Origin of the sequence: Terrimonas alba, from assembly GCF_042434975.1 — a bacterium.
GTDB classification, from domain to species: domain Bacteria; phylum Bacteroidota; class Bacteroidia; order Chitinophagales; family Chitinophagaceae; genus Terrimonas_B; species Terrimonas_B alba.
Genome location: NZ_JBHMQM010000001.1, coordinates 191,351 through 209,287, shown reverse-complemented (window position 1 = coordinate 209,287; position 17,937 = coordinate 191,351). Strand labels below are relative to the sequence as shown.

Annotated in this window: 13 protein-coding genes; all 13 read left to right on the top strand. The window is 39.6% G+C overall.

Going from position 1 to position 17,937, the window contains the following annotated elements; genetic code table 11:
• The first annotated feature begins 145 nt into the window (after window positions 1-145).
• The 13 genes from ACFEL9_RS00990 to ACFEL9_RS00930 all read left to right on the top strand — a co-directional run bounded on the left by ACFEL9_RS00990 (window position 146) and on the right by ACFEL9_RS00930 (window position 17,720).
• Window positions 146-907 (top strand): TolC family protein, encoded by a 762-nt coding sequence (locus tag ACFEL9_RS00990; protein ID WP_385885320.1) that lies wholly within the window; start codon window positions 146-148, stop codon window positions 905-907.
• Between the two features lie 10 nt (window positions 908-917).
• The gene (locus tag ACFEL9_RS00985; protein ID WP_385885318.1) at window positions 918-3,125 is read left to right on the top strand and encodes a GumC family protein; all 2,208 of its coding nucleotides are present in this window, start codon (window positions 918-920) and stop codon (window positions 3,123-3,125) included.
• A gap of 88 nt (window positions 3,126-3,213) precedes the next feature.
• On the top strand, window positions 3,214-4,638 hold the full coding sequence (locus tag ACFEL9_RS00980; protein WP_385885316.1) for an O-antigen ligase family protein: 1,425 nt from the start codon (window positions 3,214-3,216) through the stop codon (window positions 4,636-4,638).
• A 76-nt stretch (window positions 4,639-4,714) separates the two neighbouring features.
• Window positions 4,715-5,911 (top strand): glycosyltransferase, encoded by a 1,197-nt coding sequence (locus ACFEL9_RS00975; RefSeq protein ID WP_385885314.1) that lies wholly within the window; start codon window positions 4,715-4,717, stop codon window positions 5,909-5,911.
• Between the two features lie 140 nt (window positions 5,912-6,051).
• Complete coding sequence (locus ACFEL9_RS00970; RefSeq protein ID WP_385885312.1) at window positions 6,052-6,912, top strand: glycosyltransferase family 2 protein; 861 nt, start codon at window positions 6,052-6,054, stop codon at window positions 6,910-6,912.
• Window positions 6,913-7,088: 176 nt separating this feature from the next.
• A complete protein-coding gene (locus tag ACFEL9_RS00965) occupies window positions 7,089-8,258 on the top strand; it encodes a glycosyltransferase (RefSeq protein WP_385885310.1) in 1,170 nt (389 codons plus the stop codon).
• A gap of 42 nt (window positions 8,259-8,300) precedes the next feature.
• The gene (locus tag ACFEL9_RS00960; RefSeq protein ID WP_385885308.1) at window positions 8,301-9,146 is read left to right on the top strand and encodes a glycosyltransferase family 2 protein; all 846 of its coding nucleotides are present in this window, start codon (window positions 8,301-8,303) and stop codon (window positions 9,144-9,146) included.
• Between the two features lie 55 nt (window positions 9,147-9,201).
• Entirely contained in the window at window positions 9,202-10,188 is a 987-nt protein-coding gene (locus tag ACFEL9_RS00955) for a polysaccharide pyruvyl transferase family protein (RefSeq protein WP_385885306.1), read from the top strand.
• 330 nt (window positions 10,189-10,518) lie between these two features.
• Window positions 10,519-11,337 (top strand): nitroreductase family protein, encoded by an 819-nt coding sequence (locus tag ACFEL9_RS00950; protein ID WP_385885304.1) that lies wholly within the window; start codon window positions 10,519-10,521, stop codon window positions 11,335-11,337.
• A complete protein-coding gene (locus ACFEL9_RS00945; protein WP_385885302.1) occupies window positions 11,337-12,869 on the top strand; it encodes a lipopolysaccharide biosynthesis protein in 1,533 nt (510 codons plus the stop codon). Before ACFEL9_RS00950 ends, ACFEL9_RS00945 begins: the two co-directional genes overlap by 1 nt.
• Window positions 12,870-12,935: 66 nt before the next feature.
• A complete protein-coding gene (locus ACFEL9_RS00940) occupies window positions 12,936-14,174 on the top strand; it encodes a polysaccharide pyruvyl transferase family protein (RefSeq protein ID WP_385885300.1) in 1,239 nt (412 codons plus the stop codon).
• Window positions 14,175-14,279: 105 nt separating this feature from the next.
• Window positions 14,280-15,227, top strand: coding sequence for a hypothetical protein (locus ACFEL9_RS00935; protein WP_385885298.1), 948 nt, complete (start codon window positions 14,280-14,282; stop codon window positions 15,225-15,227).
• 129 nt (window positions 15,228-15,356) lie between these two features.
• A complete protein-coding gene (locus ACFEL9_RS00930; RefSeq protein ID WP_385885296.1) occupies window positions 15,357-17,720 on the top strand; it encodes an alpha-amylase family protein in 2,364 nt (787 codons plus the stop codon).
• Window positions 17,721-17,937: the final 217 nt, after the last annotated feature.

The window sequence follows — 17,937 nt, the reverse complement described above, 5'->3', positions numbered from 1 at the left end:
GATTTATTGGAAATAGGTAAATAGATAAAGTGAATGCCCATATCAGAGGCAGGATCATGAAAAATATTGGAGATCCTAATGCTTGTTTGTCCGAAAATATACACACATCGGCGCATGGCGCATAAAATTTATAAAGACACTTTAGATGAAAAAAACAATTTTGGCATTCCTGTTAACTTTCTCGCTGACTTTCTGTTTTAGCCAGGACACAACCACCCATCTTGCAAATATGCAAGTATCTTTTTTTGATTCTTCCGATGCAATTCTTCCAGTTCTCATTGAAGCCGCTTTGAAAAATGCGCCCCAGATGGCGATCTTAAATACCGGCAAACAAACTGCGGAAAATAGTCTGCGGTTGTCAAGAAAAGAATTTCTGAAGGACTTTAACCTTCAGGGCGGCTACAACTACGGGAACATCAATACTGTATTTCCAAACACTGACGGACAATCTGTTCCTGTATTTTATGATGGGAGTCGTATCCGGTCGACCTATACGGCAGGAGTCGGCGTCGGTATTAATCTTGAACAATTATTCGGAGGTAAAAAGTTACGGGTCGAAAAGCAAAAGTTGGCGATTCAGCAATCGGAGGCAGAGCTCAAAGAGGGCGAGAAAGAAATAAGGAAGCAAGTGATCACCTTGTATCAGCAGGTAAAATTATCGAGGGTCGTGTTGCAACATACACAGGATGCACTTCAAACTGCGTATGTTAATAAGACTATGGCTGAAAAGCAATTCAAGGAAGGGAACATGCAAGTGAGCGAGCAAATGACGACCGATCAACTTTATACAACCGCATTGCTGGCGGCAGAGCAAGCAAAAAATACATACCAGACCAATTTAATGTTGCTGGAGGAAATAGTGGGCATGCCAGTTTTGCCGCTACTCAGCACGTATTTTAATAAATAAGAAATAAGCGATGACAATAGGCGAATTAAAATTTCTACTGAAACGCAACTGGTTTAAACTCCTGTTGATACCTCTTGTGGCTGCATCCGGTGTATATTTCTTTCTATCCAAGAAAGAGGATGTGTATACTTCAGATTCTATCATTTTTACAGGTATTGCATCAACCTATCGTATTTCCGGAGATAATAATGACGGTTATAAACAACTGAAAGTGGATATGGCCATTTCAGATTTATTAATTATCATCAAGTCCCGGGAAACAAAAAAAGAAATTGCACTGAGTTTATTAGCGCAACACCTGACGCTTCCCGGCTATGACCCGTCTATCATCAGCAATGAAAATTTCGACAGGCTCCGATTTCTTATTCCGGCTACCGTCCGTGATGAACTGAAGGGTGCGGGCTTCTCCGAAACGCTTGAAAATGTAACCCGCTATTGCAATACCGGTAACAACAACGAAATATCAATGTTGATTTATGGTGATGATCCCATCTACTCAATGAATGCGTTGTCGGGAATTTCTGTATACCAGTTGCAGGGAAGTGAAATGGTAAAGCTTGAATATAGCTCCGGAGACCCTGCGATAAGTCAGCAGACGCTGAAGTTTTTGGATGATATTTTTATTCAAAAGCAAAGACAACTTTTTGCAACACAGCCTGCTTCGGTTATTGGGTATTTCGATACCGCGGCGCAAAAAGCCTACTCGCGGCTTCAGGCAGCGGAAAAAAGATTATTGGATTTTAACAAGGCTAACAATATTTTGGATTATGATCAGCAGGTAACAACCACTTCAGATGAAAAACGAAATTCAATTCAGAAATATAATGACCTGGAATTGCAATACTCGGGCAGCCTGGCTACGCTGAAGGAGCTTGAGAATGATCTGAAGAAAAAAGGAGTATCAAATCTTGAAAGCCAGGAGATTATCAGGCTTCGCAATCAACTGTCTGATGTTAGTGTTCAAATTTCAAACCTTGAATCATTGGGAAATAAAGATGCTGAAACAACAAACAAAATTGCTAAGCTCCGGCAAACTGCAGACGATTTGTCGGGTAAAATAAAACAAGCTATTGATACATATTACACCAATACACATTCTTCACAGGGTGTGCCTATTAAGGATTTGGTAGATGCGTATATTAAAAATACGATGTTGGTGCAGCAACTGAAGAGCCAGCTTGATGTTATGCGTCGTCAAAATAGCGGTGTTGCAGGCGAATATAATAAACTGGTTCCCCTTGGTTCACAGATCCGCAAGATCAAAAGGGAAATAGAGCTGGCTCAACAGGATTATTTATCGCACACCGAAGGGCTAAAACAAAGTAAGCTGACGCAGGAGAATCTGGAGCTTTTTTCCTCACAGATGAAGGTATTGGACCCGCCTAATTTTCCTGATGCTCCTTCGAATCAAACGAAGTTGCCTTTATTACTTGTGGCAGCTTTTTTAGGTACTTTTTTGTTGACAGCTTCCTTTATAATTGGTGTTTACTTATTGGATCAGTCATTAAAGAATCCAACAGTCGCAACAGAAATTATCGGCATGCCGGTGATCAGTGTTTTACCCCGCCTGAAGCTAAGAAATAGCCGAAGAGCTTTGTTGCTTGCTGACAAAGCAGAAAAACAGCTCGCTAAATACGTATTACTTTCCTTAAATCAAAAGCCGGCAGGATCAGGGCCTATGTTGATCGGTTTGCTGAGTAGTTATAGCGGTGAAGGAAAAAGCTTTATTGCCAATGCTATCGTCAGGCAATTGGATGAATGCGGAGTACGGACTCTGGTGTTGGTACCCCGGGGACACGATCAAAGCCTGGAAGAAAACTATACAGCAACGACCTACGATCCAATAGAGGCAATAACTCCTGGCAGTGTAATTCCTGAATTAAAGAGCGCCAGCATAATGACCGTGGAAGTTGTTATCATTGAATTTCCTGCGCTGTTGGAACAAACCTATCCTGTTTCATTGTTACAACAACTGGACGTGGCATTAATTGCAATAAGAATGGGAAGAACCTGGCAAAAGTCAGATAAACTATTAGTAGAAGCGATTAAGAAAACTACAAAAACTTCAGTCCAGGTTGTTCTCACGAATGCCCGTCGCGAGTTTGTCAGAGAATATAACGGAAGACACAAGCCAACGGCCACTAATACTTCCTTAAGCAGGAAAGAAAAAAGAAAGCGATCCAAATCCGAGGAATATATAGTTCCGGAAGGATTATAAGACCAGGACACTAACCCTGACGATTTATTGCCAGCTAACTAAAAAATTTCGGGGACCCAAATACCGAAGTGTTTTATAATAAATTTTCATGAGTAACGAGCTGACTATAAGACCAGGAATAAAAAATAGTTTGGTGCTGGCGATTGGGCTGGGGATGGCTGTCTTCATCGCATGGGCGACTGCTATGGGGGGTATGGTCATTCCTGTTTTGCTTGCAGTAATTGCCTTTATTATTCCTTTTGCAATCGCTATTCTCAAGAATCCAGGGCTTGGAATTATTTCATTTATCACTTATTGTTTTTGTTTGGCCCTGTTGGCAAGATATATTCCTGATTTTCCTTTTACATACGGTATAGAAACATTACTTATCCTGTCGTGGGTAGGAGCTCTATTCAACGCCAAATCGTATGATTGGCAAAATCTGAAAAATGAACTTTGTTTCCTGGGATTGATTTGGTTCATCATCACCATAATGGAATTCGCAAATCCTGAACAAGGTAGTTTGGCAGGCTGGATCAGTGATGCCCGTTATCCATTATTGTGGCTGCTGTGTATTCCTCTTTGCCTGGTCATTTTTAATACGAAGAAAAACCTGAATATTTTCCTGGGCCTGATTATTATTATTTCGCTGATTGGCGCATTGTATGGCATCAAGCAATTAAAATTTGGTTTGACCGGAGCTGAGCAGGCTTTTGTAGCCAAATCGCCCACGCACATGATATTTGGTAAGCTGCGGGTTTTTTCTTTTTATCTGGATGCCGGCCAATTCGGTGCCTCGATGGCACAACTAAGCAGTATAGCGCTGGTGCTGGCCCTGGGACCTTTTAAAACCTGGAAGCGGGTGTTGTTGGTAATTACAGGCCTGGTCTTGCTTTACGGAATGATCATTTCCGGAACAAGGGGTGCTCTTTTTGCTTTTTTTGCTGCAATGCTTGTTTCATTGATCATTACCCGAAATGCAAAAGTATTTTTTATTGGTTTAACCATTGTGGTAGCAAGTTTTGTCTTCCTGAAATATACTTCCCTGTTAAATGACAACGCTGAGATCAGAAGAATGCGGACGGCATTAAAACCGGATGATGCATCTCTGAATCTACGGTTAAGAAATCAGGTCAGGCTGAAGGATTATCTCAGCACCCGACCATTTGGTGCGGGGATTGGCGCTTTAGGTTACGCAGGCAAAACATATAATAAGAATACGTACATATCGACTATTCCACCGGATAGTTATTGGGTAAAAGTGTGGGCGATGTACGGAGTAGTAGGGCTGGTCATCTGGTTTGGGATCATGATGTATATCCTGGGAAAATGTTGCGGTATTGTATGGAAAATTAAAGATCCGAGACTGAGATTCAAACTGGCGGCATTAACAGCGGGTGGCGCTGGGATTTTTATTTGTAGTTATGGTAATGAAGTAATGAACAATATGCCCTCGGCGATGATACTTTATATTTCCTGGGCCTTTGTATTCTTAGGTCCAAAGCTTGATAAGAAAGAAGTGGTGAATAATTGATATAAAATTTTTAACTGGATAATTACAATACCAGAAAATTATGGAGAACACCATTCCTGGAAATAAAATGTAGATCATGGTTTTTTTGGAGAGTTTACTGAATATCACTTTATACACGCTGGGTATTTTTTTAGTACTGAATTGCTGCTATATATTATTCTTTTCAGTCGTGGGATTAAAGAAGACCAGGCCTTTGGATGTAAACGTACAGGAGTATCGGAAGTTTTGCATACTGATACCGGTTTATCGAGAGGACCAGGTAATACTAGAAACAAGCAAGCTCGCCATGCAGCAGCGATATGCCGGCATGTTTGATGTGTTTGTAATTGCCGACGGACTACAGGAGTCAACAATTAAAAAGATAAGGGGCAATGGCGCCAAAGTAATTGAAGTATCATTTAAAAAAAGTACGAAGGGACAGGCGTTATCAACAGCGGTTGCTCAACTGGAAAATGAGTATGACATGGTAATGGTGCTGGATGCTGACAATATAATGAATGAAAATGTGTTGGCCGATGTAAACGTGGCTGTCGAGGCGGGATACAGGGTGGTGCAAACTCACCGGGTCGCAAAAAATAAGGATACGGCTTTTGCTTTCCTCGATGCGTGCAATGAAGAAATCAGTAATCATATTTATAGAAAGGGTTCGTATGCCCTTGGCCTTTCAGCGGCCCTGATCGGTTCGGGAATGGCTTTTGAGTTCAGCTATTTTAAAAAAATAATTGCAAATATTGGAGAAACAGTGGGAGAGGATAAAGAAATGGATTTCCGGATTGCAAAAGATAAGATCAAGATCGCTTACCTGCATGACACATTGGTTTTTGATGAAAAGGTAGAGAATGCCCGGGTATTTACCCGCCAAAGAACGAGATGGCTGGCATCGCAACTGGAGCTGTTGAAAAAATATTCCAGGGAAACATTTACCCAACTGAAAGCAGGTAATGTTGAATTTATCAATAAGCTGATACAGGTTTGGATAGTGCCGAGGACTTTACTAATGGCCGCATTGGGCCTGTTTTTTTTACTATCATTATTTGTTCCGGTTGGTCCATCCCCGTTTTTTTGGCTGGTTTTACTGCTCATTCTTTTCGTTGCGTTGTTAATTGCTGTGCCGGGTCATTACTATAAAAACAAAATGTTAGTAAAGGCACTGCTCCGGTTGCCCTATGCGATAGTATGCATGGTTGCCGCCCTTTTTAAGATTCGAAGAACTAAAAATTCATTTATGGCAACCGCTCACAAAGCGGTTGTTTCATCTGAAATCAACCAGTAGTATATGCCTTTTTATATTATCATACCGGTCGCTGTTGTTTTCCTCATCATAGGAGTGATCAGTGGCCTAAGCGCAAAAAATAGAAATGTTATTTAACGATTTTTTTTAATTGACCGGAGCTATAACTAAAAGATCAGGCGATGAATGTATTTAACAATCCTACATGGCTACACCAATTTCAATTCTCATACACGAGGTTTGAGGAAATTCCCGGTTTCGTTTTTAAAACCATCAACAGCGATCTGGATAAAATACAAACTGCTAATCCGCTGGTAAGTATTATTGTGGCAGCCTGGAATGAAGAGATCAATATTTTACACTGCGTAGCGAGCCTGGCTAAGTCCAAAACGACCATTCCTTTAGAGATTATCGTAGTGAATAACAACTCGACCGACAAAACCGGGCAGACGCTCGATCAGCTACATGTAAGAACGGTTTTCCAGGGTATACAGGGTTGGGGACCGGCAAGGCAAATGGGAATGGAGAAAGCTAAGGGAAACTATATTTTGTTAGCAGATGCGGACTGTTATTATCCTGAGAATTGGGTAAACGAAATGGTGGCTGCATTGCAAAGGGATGGAGTGGCTTGTGTTTACGGGCGGTATGCCTTTATATCGGAACCTGGCTATCCAAGGTGGAAGCTTTTTTTATTGGAGCAAATGAAGAACTTAATAGCTGAGGTTCGGCATTTTAAGAGACCGTACCTGAATGCCTATGGAATGAGTATGGGATATGTACGTGAACATGGAATGAAAATAGGTTTTGTCATGCACAAGATAAGAGGCGAAGACGGGAGAATGTGCTTTGACCTGATGCAGTATGGAGGTGTGAAGCAGGTGAAATCAGCAAAGGCAATCGTGTGGACCAATCCCAGGTCATTGCAGCGGGATGGTAGTTTTGGCAAGGCCTTAAGTAACCGGATCATTAAAGAGATGAGAAGATTTTCAAACATGTTCGTACCACATCGTCCCCATGATACTAAAACATCCACCAATGAATAAAAATCATTCAATTGTCAGGCAAAGGCACGTCGAAAAGGTAAAAAAGAATTTTGTAAATAAATATGGAATTGCAGGTAGATAAGATGTTTTTTGGTAAGGAATATATAACTAAATATTTCAAATAAGGCCACGATAACAAATAATCTGTGCTCCTGAAAGTTAAGCAAGTAATGGATATGAACTTTGTATTTGTAAGTCTGCAGCCTATTAATACAGACAGGGATTCAACCTCGACCTGCCTGGCAAAACAACTGTCTAAAAACCACAAAGTATTATATGTTAATCCGCCGATAGACAGGAGGACATTATTGTCCAAATCAAAAGATCCGTTTACCAGGGCTCATATCGATAATATAAAAAGTAAAAAGAAGAAGTTAACCCGGTTGAGGGAAAATCTTTGGATGTTGCAGCCTTCAAGAATTATCGAATCTATAAACTGGATCCCTTCTACTTTTATTTTCAAAAAGCTCAACTGGATCAATAATGTCCGTTTTGCAAAGGACATTAGGGAGGCCTTGATAGAATTGGAGTTTGAAAACTTTGTTTTGATTAATGATAAGGATATATTCAGAAGTTTTTACCTGAAAGAACTACTTCACCCGGAGAAATATATTTATTTGGACCGGGATAATACAGTGGCAATGGATTACTGGAAGCGGCACGGGACAAAACTGGAACCCGTATTAATGCAAAAATCCAATGCGGTAGTCTGTAATTCTAATGATTTTGCAAAAAGAGCCAGACAGTATAATCCGAACAGTTTTTATATTGGTAATGGGTTTGATACGGATCAATACAACTATAATATATCCCTGGCAGAACCTGAAGATTTGAAAAACATCTCCCGGCCCCGCATTGGTTATGTGGGAGCATTGCTTTCCTTACGATTGGATTTAAAATTGTTTATTGAAATGGCTAAGAATAAACCTGAATGGAGTTTTGTTTTGATAGGTTGGGAAGACGAGTCGTTTCAGAAAAGTGAATTACATTCTTTGGCCAATGTGTATTTTCTGGGAAGAAAAAGTACAAAAGAAATTCCTGCTTACCTGGAACATGTTGATGTTTGTATCAATCCTCAAACTGTAAATGATATAACCACAGGCAATTTTCCATTGAAGATAGTTGAATATCTCGCGATGGCCAAGCCCGTTGTAGCTACAGCAACAAATACTATGAAGGAAGTTTTTAGTCAGCATTCCTATTTAGCAGATGGGTGTACTTCTTTTATATATCAAACTGAAAAAGCATTGCAGGAAAATTCAGATGAGTTGCGTATGAAAAGAATACATTTTGTAAGGCAATTTAGTTGGGAAAACATAACAAAGGTTTTAATGAAGTATATATAAATGCCTTCAGGACAAATTATTAAAAAAATTGATTCGTATTGTATGAAACCATTTCCATCATGTAGTTTATTGATCTCGACTTATAATTGGCCGGAGGCATTGGAGGTTACGATCTACAGTGTTTTTGCTCAAAGCAGATTGCCTGATGAAATTATTGTTTGCGATGACGGCTCTGCGGCCACCACTAAAGAAGTGATAGACCGGTTAAAAAAGCTGAGCAAGGTTCCTCTTATTCATGTGTGGCAGCCCGATGAAGGTTTTCAGTTAGCCAGGATACGTAACAAAGGTTTAGCAATAGCCGGCAGCGCCTATATACTACAGATTGATGGTGACATTATTTTGCACAAGCATTTTGTCCGCGATCACCTGTTACAAGCGACGAAAAACCGTTTCTATTCCGGCAACCGCTTTTACCTGAACCCGGCTGTTTCAAAAAATATCCTCGATCACCGTATGGCGTCCATCCGTTTTGTTCCGGGGTTTTCCAAAAATGCTATTCGTCAACTGCGCATACCGGCACTTCAAAAACTATATGCCCGGTATTATCACTGGGAAAAAGAATATCAATACATACTAGGTTGCAACATGGCTTTTTGGCGGGAAGATATTTTGGGGATCAATGGATATGACGAAGCATTTGAAGGATGGGGTTCAGAAGACACTGAAATGGCATTTCGCCTGATCAACCGCGGTATCAAATTAACCTTTATACGATTTGGGGCGATTCAATACCACCTTTATCATGAAGAGGCGAAAAAAGAAAACAGTGAGAAAAATTATGCAAGAGCTTTTAAGAGCAGGGAAAATAAAAGTACATGGTGTCAATCGGGAATAGATCAATACCTGCTTAATAATGAAACAGCGTATTTAACAACAGCAAATACATAACGGTTGGCCCTTAGAAATAAAAAACAATTATATATCTACTATCTCAATTAAAAAGATGAACAGTAATCAAAATAACATTTTACAGTTAAGAGAACATGTTTATCAGTCATTAGATCCTATTATTCAGGAAGACTACTGTCTCCTGGATGTGCCGAATCATTATAATATTGGTGACCAGCTGATCTGTGAAGGCGAATTAGCGTACCTGGGAAGACTACCCTTTAAGCGACAGTATATGGCCAACCTTACCTATTGCGATTTCAAACGCATACCATCCAGGGGCTTAATTTTATTGCATGGCGGCGGTAATTTTGGCGACATCTGGCGTTGGCATCAGAAATTTAAAACGCAGGTGATAAGTGCATTTCCAGGGAGCAAAATCATTATTTTACCCCAAACTGTATACTATAAAGATAATGACCTGCTTCGCAGGGATGCTCAACTATTCAATCAACATCCCGATCTAACCATTTGCGCCCGGGATACTACATCTTACGAAATTTTAAAAAAGCATTTTACCAGGAATACTATTTTGTTAGTGCCTGATATGGCTTTTTGTTTGAACCTGGAGAAGTATAACAACAATGCAGAAACCAATAACATATTAATATTAAAGCGGCAGGATAAAGAACTCAGTCAATCATTTGATGTAACGGCCTTGAAAGACCGTATCCATACCCAGAAAAAAATTGAGGTAAGAGATTGGCCACCTATGGAGCGGAATATGGGCACCAAAGTAAAGAATGCGCTGAGCAAAGCAGATGACATTATTTCAAAGCTGCTGGTTAAAAAGCCGGGATTTAAAAATATCATCAATCATAGTTATGGATTTAAAAGGCGGGACTTAAGTAAATGGTATATGCTACAGGGCATTGATTTTATAAACAACTACGATGAAATTTATACCACACGGTTGCATGGCTATATATTATCCGTGCTATTGGATAAAAAGGTGAATTTAATAGACAATTCATATGGGAAAAACAGCACATTTTACAACACCTGGATGAAAGAATTTGAAAATTCCTCTTTGATCAACTAATGATCGTGGTAACGTTAAATTAATCTGGTATTGTGCCCGAATAGCCAATTTTTAAGTGACATCACTTGATCCATAAAATATTAACAATAATAGAAAATGATATCAGGATATCAATTGAAATTAAAGCTGCAGAATAAATTTTTAATTCCTTTCTGCAGGAGAAACCGATTCTTAAGTAGCGTTTACTATTGTTTCTTTTCAAAAGAGTTTGCAAGAGAGCATCAAAAGGTTTTGAATGGAAAGCATTCACATTATTTGGCATTGAAAGAAAATAAACCAAACGAATTTTTTTTAAGAAGAGAAATTCATCGTTTGGAAAAAGGTTTAATAATGAAGGAACGCAGGGCTGTATTTGCAGTAGATTATATTTCCGGCATAGTGGAAAATTATAAGATTTTATGTGAAGCTTATCATAAAGACTCTTCAACTGTTGATAGAGACTTGATATACTGGGCCAACTCTGTCATAAAAACCTATTTTAATAGTGTAGATAACCATCCTGTTATCGAACAGGCTAAAAAAACATTTAGTGACGTAAATCACATTGCAAATGGGTCTGCTAAAAGCGAAGATTTAGTGCCTTTTGTAAGAAACGTCCGTGAATATAATTCAATACGATTTGAGGATCTTTATAAGCTGGCCTGGCAAAGAAGATCGGTTCGTTGGTATTTAGAGAAGGAGGTTTCCCGGGAGTTGATTGAAAAGGCCATATCAATTGCTACACTTTCTCCTTCGGCCTGTAACCGCCAGCCATTTGAATTCAGAATATTTGATCATACAGAGAAAAAAAATCTGGTTGGTGCTGTTCCCATGGGAATCAAAGGCTTTTATACCAACGTGCCTGTTTTTGTTGTCGTTGTTGGTAAATTGAGCGCATACATCAGTGAGAGGGACCGACATGTAATGTATATTGATTGCGGGCTGGCGTCTATGTCGTTTATGTTCGCTCTTGAAACCTTAGGCTTAAGTTCGATGCCTGTAAACTGGCCGGATATTGAAGCCCTGGAGCGAAAGATGGAGAAAATAATTGACCTGAATGATGATGAGAGACCATTGATGTTAATAGGGGTGGGGTATGCTGATCCCAATGAAAAAATTCCTTATTCTCAAAAAAAATCCCCGGGCTATTTAATAAGATATAATCAATAATGAGTAATTCCGGAATAACAGGCAAAACAGGATATGAAGAAAGATGGTTTTCCCGGGGGCATTTAAAAGCTGACCTGAAAAAACAATCTATCAAAGGCGGCATTAGTACGGTAAGCGGGCAGGTAATAAGTCTATTTTTTACCATTGGTTCTACCGCGGTTATGGCCCGGCTTCTTACACCGGGTGACTTTGGCCTTGTTGTTATGGTAACTGCTTTTACAGGATTCATCAGCGCTTTTAAAGACTTAGGTCTTTCAGCCGCTGTTATTCAAAGAGAAGTCATTACCCAAAGCCAGGTAAGTGTTTTATTCTGGTTAAATATCATTATTTCTTTTTTCATGTCGTTGGTCGTGGCATTATGTGCTCCTCTTTTAGTTTATTTATATGCAGAGGAAAAGGTGTTCAATATAACGTTGGTTTTTGCCATTGGTATATTTATCTCTGGCTTTTCGCTTCAACATAACGCCTTGATGAAAAGGCAAATGAAGTTTAAAAACCTGGCGATAAATTATATTTTATGTTCTGGTATAAGTGTTTTAACAGGAATTTTCCTTGCTTATAAAGGTTATGGTTATTGGGCCGTGGTGATATCAACGGTATTAACTCCAGTACTATCAACTATTTCGTTGTGGTTTATATGTGACTGGAGACCGCTTTTCATTTTTAAGTTCTCAGAGAGCCGTCCTTTTTTGAAATTTGGGCTCGCTATAACCGGGTTTGACCTGATAAATTATTTTTCAAGGAATGCAGACAACATGCTAATTGGAAAGTATCTAGGAGCGGGAGCATTGGGTTTATATTCAAAAGCCTATCAACTTTTATTACTTCCGATCACACAATTGAGAGACCCCTTAAATGCTGTGGCTTTACCCGCATTAAGCAGTTTGCAGGCAGAAAAGGAAAAGTTTCGCCAGTATTATTCTAACTATATTTTTTTATTGTCTTTTTTTTCAATGCCGTTGGTATTGTTTTTGGCTATTTTCTCCGACGAGTTGATCTTGATTGTATTGGGAGAAAAATGGATAAGCGCCAGCTATATTTTTAAATTATTAGCGATTACTTCATTTATTCAACCTGTTGCCAGTACACGGGGCGCAGTGATGATTTCAACGGGCAATACAAAAAGATATTTGATATGGGGCTTTGCCAACGCCATTTTTGTGATCCTTGGATTTATTATCGGGATATCCTGGGGTATTCCCGGTGTGGCTATATCTTATGCTATAGTAAACTACCTGCTACTTTTGCCATCCCTGTACTATTCGTTTAAAGACTCGGCTATAACAGTCGGGCTTTTTTTCCGGATGATCAGGTATCCGCTGATCATCTCGATTTTAAGCGGGCTGGCCATCTTTAGCTTCAGGCAATATTTTGTTTACCAGCCGGCTTTGTATTTGTTTTTTATTGGATTGTTGTTTAGCGTAATAATATACCTGTCATTATGGTATTTGACAAAAAGCGGGAGAGAAAAACTCAGGCAGGTTTACATGATGAGGCAAGTATTTATGAAAAAACAGGAAAAGCTGCCATAGAAATCTGGTTCGGATACTTTCATTCGGATTGTAATTAAATCCGTAACTATAAAAGCGAGACCGTCGATGAACATTTTAATTATTGGAGCAAATTTTTCAAATAAAGGGGCGGAGGCCATGATGTTAACAGTCAAGCAACAATTAGCACTTAGGCATAAGCTGGCCAGGTTTTATATGCTATGCAGGGGCTACGAAGCAACACTGGCCGAAGAAAATGGCATTGTACCTGTTTGCAACCAGGATGGTGAATTGAAGAAGAAAATTAAAAGGTTCTATAAAAGAGCTAGTGGAAAAATGCACAAGTTCATTTTTAAAGAAGACAAGCCGTTTGTGTTTGAATTTCCTTTTGCTGTTTTGAAAACCAAAATTCCCGGCATAGATATGGTTGTTGATGTAAGTGGTTTTGCCTATGCGGATTCCTGGGGTGAGCCCATGGTAATGGAGACAATAAAGCTTCAAAGGTTATATAAAAAGGAGAAGACAAGGTTCTATTTTATGCCCCAGGCATGGGGTAGTTTTCATAAACCCGCGGTGGCCAATGCTGTAAAAGAAATGTTAGCCAACGCCAATAAGTTTTATGCAAGGGACTTAACATCTCAAAAATATCTTTCAGACGTTTTAGATATACCTCCAAAAAAAATCCCATTGATGCACGACATAGTCTTTGCTTACGATACTAACGGGGTAAACAATAATGTGCTGAGTTCATTGGGTAACAAGCGTAGGGGTGGCCGGTTAATCGGTATTTCACCAAATCTAAGAGTATACGAAAGAACTTCCGGATTGGAAAAGGATAATGTTTACTTCAAAATGCTTTTAGCGCTGGCTAATCACTGCATCCAAACATTGAATGCCGATGTCGTATTTATACCCAATGAAGTTTTTCCACCAAATGTTCCGGCAAAGGATGACAGGTACTTATGCAGACTGTTAATGAAATTCGTTGAGGTCCCCGAAAGATGTTTTTTTGCCGATCAGTACTACTCTGCCATCGAGGTAGACACGATAATTGGTTCAGTAGACATTTTAATTAGTTCGCGTTTTCACGCACTTATATTTGGATTCCTGCATGAAAAGCCTGTTATGGCCATTAGCTGGTCACACAAATACAAGGAATTATTCAGCTTATTTGATCTTGAAGATTTTGTATTGGAATCAAATGACATGGAGCAGGATGATGCCATACGTTTACTCAATAGATTAGTGACTGAAAAGGAAAGTATAGAAAAAAAGATAAAGACAAGCCTGCCCGGCTTAAAAATAAAAGCAAGAGAAATGTTCGATGAAATAGCTTTAGATCGTTAACCCGCCCGGATTGTAAAAGAGGCCCCGGAAAATCATCGGTTCGTAAATGAGTTTGGTTACAATAATGTATCGAAGCTTCCTGGTTCATTTAATGTTTGGCCATAAATGCAGAAATTAGTCTTAAAATTATTGAGTGCCTTTGCGCATGTGAGGTATTACAAAATACAAAAGAGACATCGCTATTATATCAGCGACAATTATTACAGCAGACTTTATCAGCTAAAGTATTATTTGAGCGATTATTTCTACAAAAAAAGATATAAAGTAATTAGCTACCAGGGTGAATTTCAACAGGAACTTTGTTTTGTTCTTCCGTTTGCCTATTGGCATTATTTGAATGGCACGTTGCAAAAAACTATTTCGTCAAAGAATACAAAAGAGTTATATTTTTTTAGTGAAGACCATGAGGAGATATATGAGAAAAGGGTTTGGCAATTCAACCACAGCAACTTTGAATTTCCCAACATGACTCATTGCGTTTCTTTTAACTATTCAAAGTGGGCGCAAGTTCCGTTAAAAAAGGTTTTCAGTAACAGCATATTTTCTTTTGAAAAGCCCATTTTAATAATTGCCAACAAATATAATATTGAGTGGGACAATAAGCCCTTGAATTTCATCGATAAACTTACGTTGGAAAAAATTATTAAAACATATGGGGAAAAATACCAGATCATTTATAACAGGCCGCTCGTAACAGAAATTATCTCGGACAACAGTGAGATACTTGACCTGGATGAGTTTGCCTGGCTCAGGGAGAAATATCCTGAAGTATTACTGATGCAGGATTTATATGTTCGGCATCGTTTATCGGTTAATAATTATAATCACCTGCAGTTATTGGTGTATGCGAATTGCGAGCATTTTATTTCCGTACATGGAGGTGCGGCTGCCCTGAGCAGTTATTTTGGCGGCACGAATATTATTTTCTCCAACAGCGGTATCGAGCATATTTTTAATGAATTTACTACCATCTTTCCTGCTCTTTCCGGGGCCAGAATTCTACATGCCAAAACAAAACCAGAAATATTTAGTTTCCTTCATCGATATTTTTAAAAATAGTAATGTGAATTATTTTTTGACGTAACCAGAAAAAGAAAGGGGCTTATGTTTCAGTTTTGCTTTTTTTTTGAAGAAATTTGGAGACTCAATAGTTGCATTAAAGAAAAAATCCGACTCACTTCTATGAAAAGGCTTGTTTTGATCTTTCAGGCGCTGACGTGCATTTTATCTTGCCAGGCGCAGTCATCTCCCAATAAAATACCAATTGATCCTGAAAGGTGGTACCAGGTAAATAATCTTGATTTTAGAAGTAAGGGGCTGTATGGACTTTTTGATGGAGTAATCAGTGAGCGGGTACATACAGGTTATGGAAAAATATTAAGCAGTTATGACTCTTATTATCCTTTAGCCGATGGCGAAGAAATGACGATCGACAGCATCAGGTTTTATGATGGCGCCAACATTTATGCTAATACACCGATGGTTCTTTCCATCATTAATGATAAATGGCAACGTATACCACTGGCCAGGTTTAGCGGCGAGCTTTACAATACATGGGTAGGTCCATATTCTGACAGTCCCAGGGAGTTTGCTTTGAGGAGTACGGCAACTAATGTGCGGTACCTGGTGATCACTTCCACTTCGAGTTCATTCCCTAATGAAATTGAACTATATGGCACCTATAAGTCTGGTAAGGGGTCGTCGCCAGTTCCGCGAAAGATGGTGCAGCTAAGGCAAAATTTTGGGGTCAATGCATTTGAATGGAATTTCGAATCTGCCCAGCAACCAACTGTGATAGACGAAAAGAGAATGAAAGCTGTTGAAAGCTTCACAGGCGTTCGGCATTATGTAGACTGGCAAAAACTGGAGTCAACGCAGGGAAGCTATACTTTCAACCCAACCCATAGTGGCGGTTGGAATTATGATGCTATTTACGAACGCTGCAAGAAGGAAGGAATTGAAGTGTTGGCTTGCCTGAAAACTATCCCGGCATGGATGAAAGCAACTTATCCGGCAGATTTGCAGGATGATGAAAACGTCCCGGTTACATATGGAAAAGACTTTTCCGATACCCGCTCTTATACCGAGCAGGCGAAGTTGGGCTTCCAATTCGCGGCCAGGTATGGGAATAATAAAAACATCGATACCTCTTTACTCCAAATAAATAAAACTGTAAGGTGGAAAAATGACATAGCAAACGTGGCTAAAACAGGATTGGGTCTTATTAAGTACATCGAATGTGACAATGAGCGGGATAAATGGTGGAAGGGCCGGAAAGCCTACCAAACAGCAAGAGAATATGCCGCTAATTTATCCGCATTTTATGATGGTCATAAAAATACCATGGGACCGGGGATAGGAGTTAAAAATGCAGATCCTGCAATGAAAGTAGTAATAGGAGGGCTTGCCGGTGCCAACATCGATTATGTCAAGGGCATGATAGATTGGTGCAAGGAGTTCAGAGGTTATAATCCGGATGGGACAGTCAATCTTTGCTGGGACGTTATTAATTATCATTATTATTCAAATGATAAACATAGCTCACAAAGCGGGACATCAACAAGGGGGGCAGCACCTGAAATTTCCGGGGCTGCAGAGGTTGCTAAACAGTTTTTGAAAATAGCACATGATTACGCTTATGATATGCCGGTATGGATTACAGAAACGGGGTATGATATAAACCAGGCAAGTCCGTTGAAGGCCATCGCCATAAACAATAAAAGCGTCCTGGAAACACAGGCGGACTGGATTTTAAGGTCCTCTCTTTTGTATGCACGTTTGGGAATTGAAGCAGTGTTCTTTTACCAATTATATGATAATGCTCCCCTGGACGGAGGAAGATTTAATACATCAGGATTACTTAATGGCGACAGGAGCAGGAGGCCGGCAGCTGATTTCCTTTACCAGGCCAACCAATTGATCGGAAAATATTTTTATAAAGAGACTATTCACAGTAATAGCAACGCCATTGTGGATAGATATGAGGCAAACGGACATTCCGCCTGGGTGTTGGTAGTACCTGATGAACGGGGCAGAGTAGCTTATTATACTTTAGATCTTGGAAGTGCTGCTTTTGCAAAAATCTATCGGCCCCGCGCCGGTCAGGACTCCATGCGTGTAGATACGGTCAAGACCACCGACGGAAAATTAACCGTTAGAGTTACCGAGACACCTGTCTTTATCTTACCAGTGGAGGAAGCTATCAGCGCCAGGACTGCTGTTAATACTAACAGCGTCGTTGTCGAGTCAATAACTCAAGACGAGCAGCAGGACACAGCGGCGAAAATCTATCCAAATCCAACATCCGATTTTTTTTTTATCGAACTTCACAACAAAAGTAAACAGGATGTTAAGGTGAACATTTTAAACGCCAATGGAAGTCTGTGTCAAACCCAGCAGTTTAAAAAATATTCCGATAAATTTTTGGAAAAGATCAGGATGAATGCAACACTGCCATTCGGGTTGTATTTCATTGAAATCAGGCAGGGTAGTGAAAAAGTAGTAAAAAAAATTATCAGGAGTCAGGCGATCAAAAGCAATTTTTAGACATCGCCGACTGGCTAAGGTAATTAGGATGCGTTTGGTTGACCATGAATAACATCTCGATGGAAACTTAGAGACCGCGGCAGAAGCTTTTCGAAAACAGTTACAAAGTATCCATTCGAATCCACTAGGCCAGAATTGCCGATACTTTTGGTCATCACTGGCTGCTTGAAAAAAAGATTCACAAAAAAGTTTCTTAGCCAGATGCGACATTGTCATT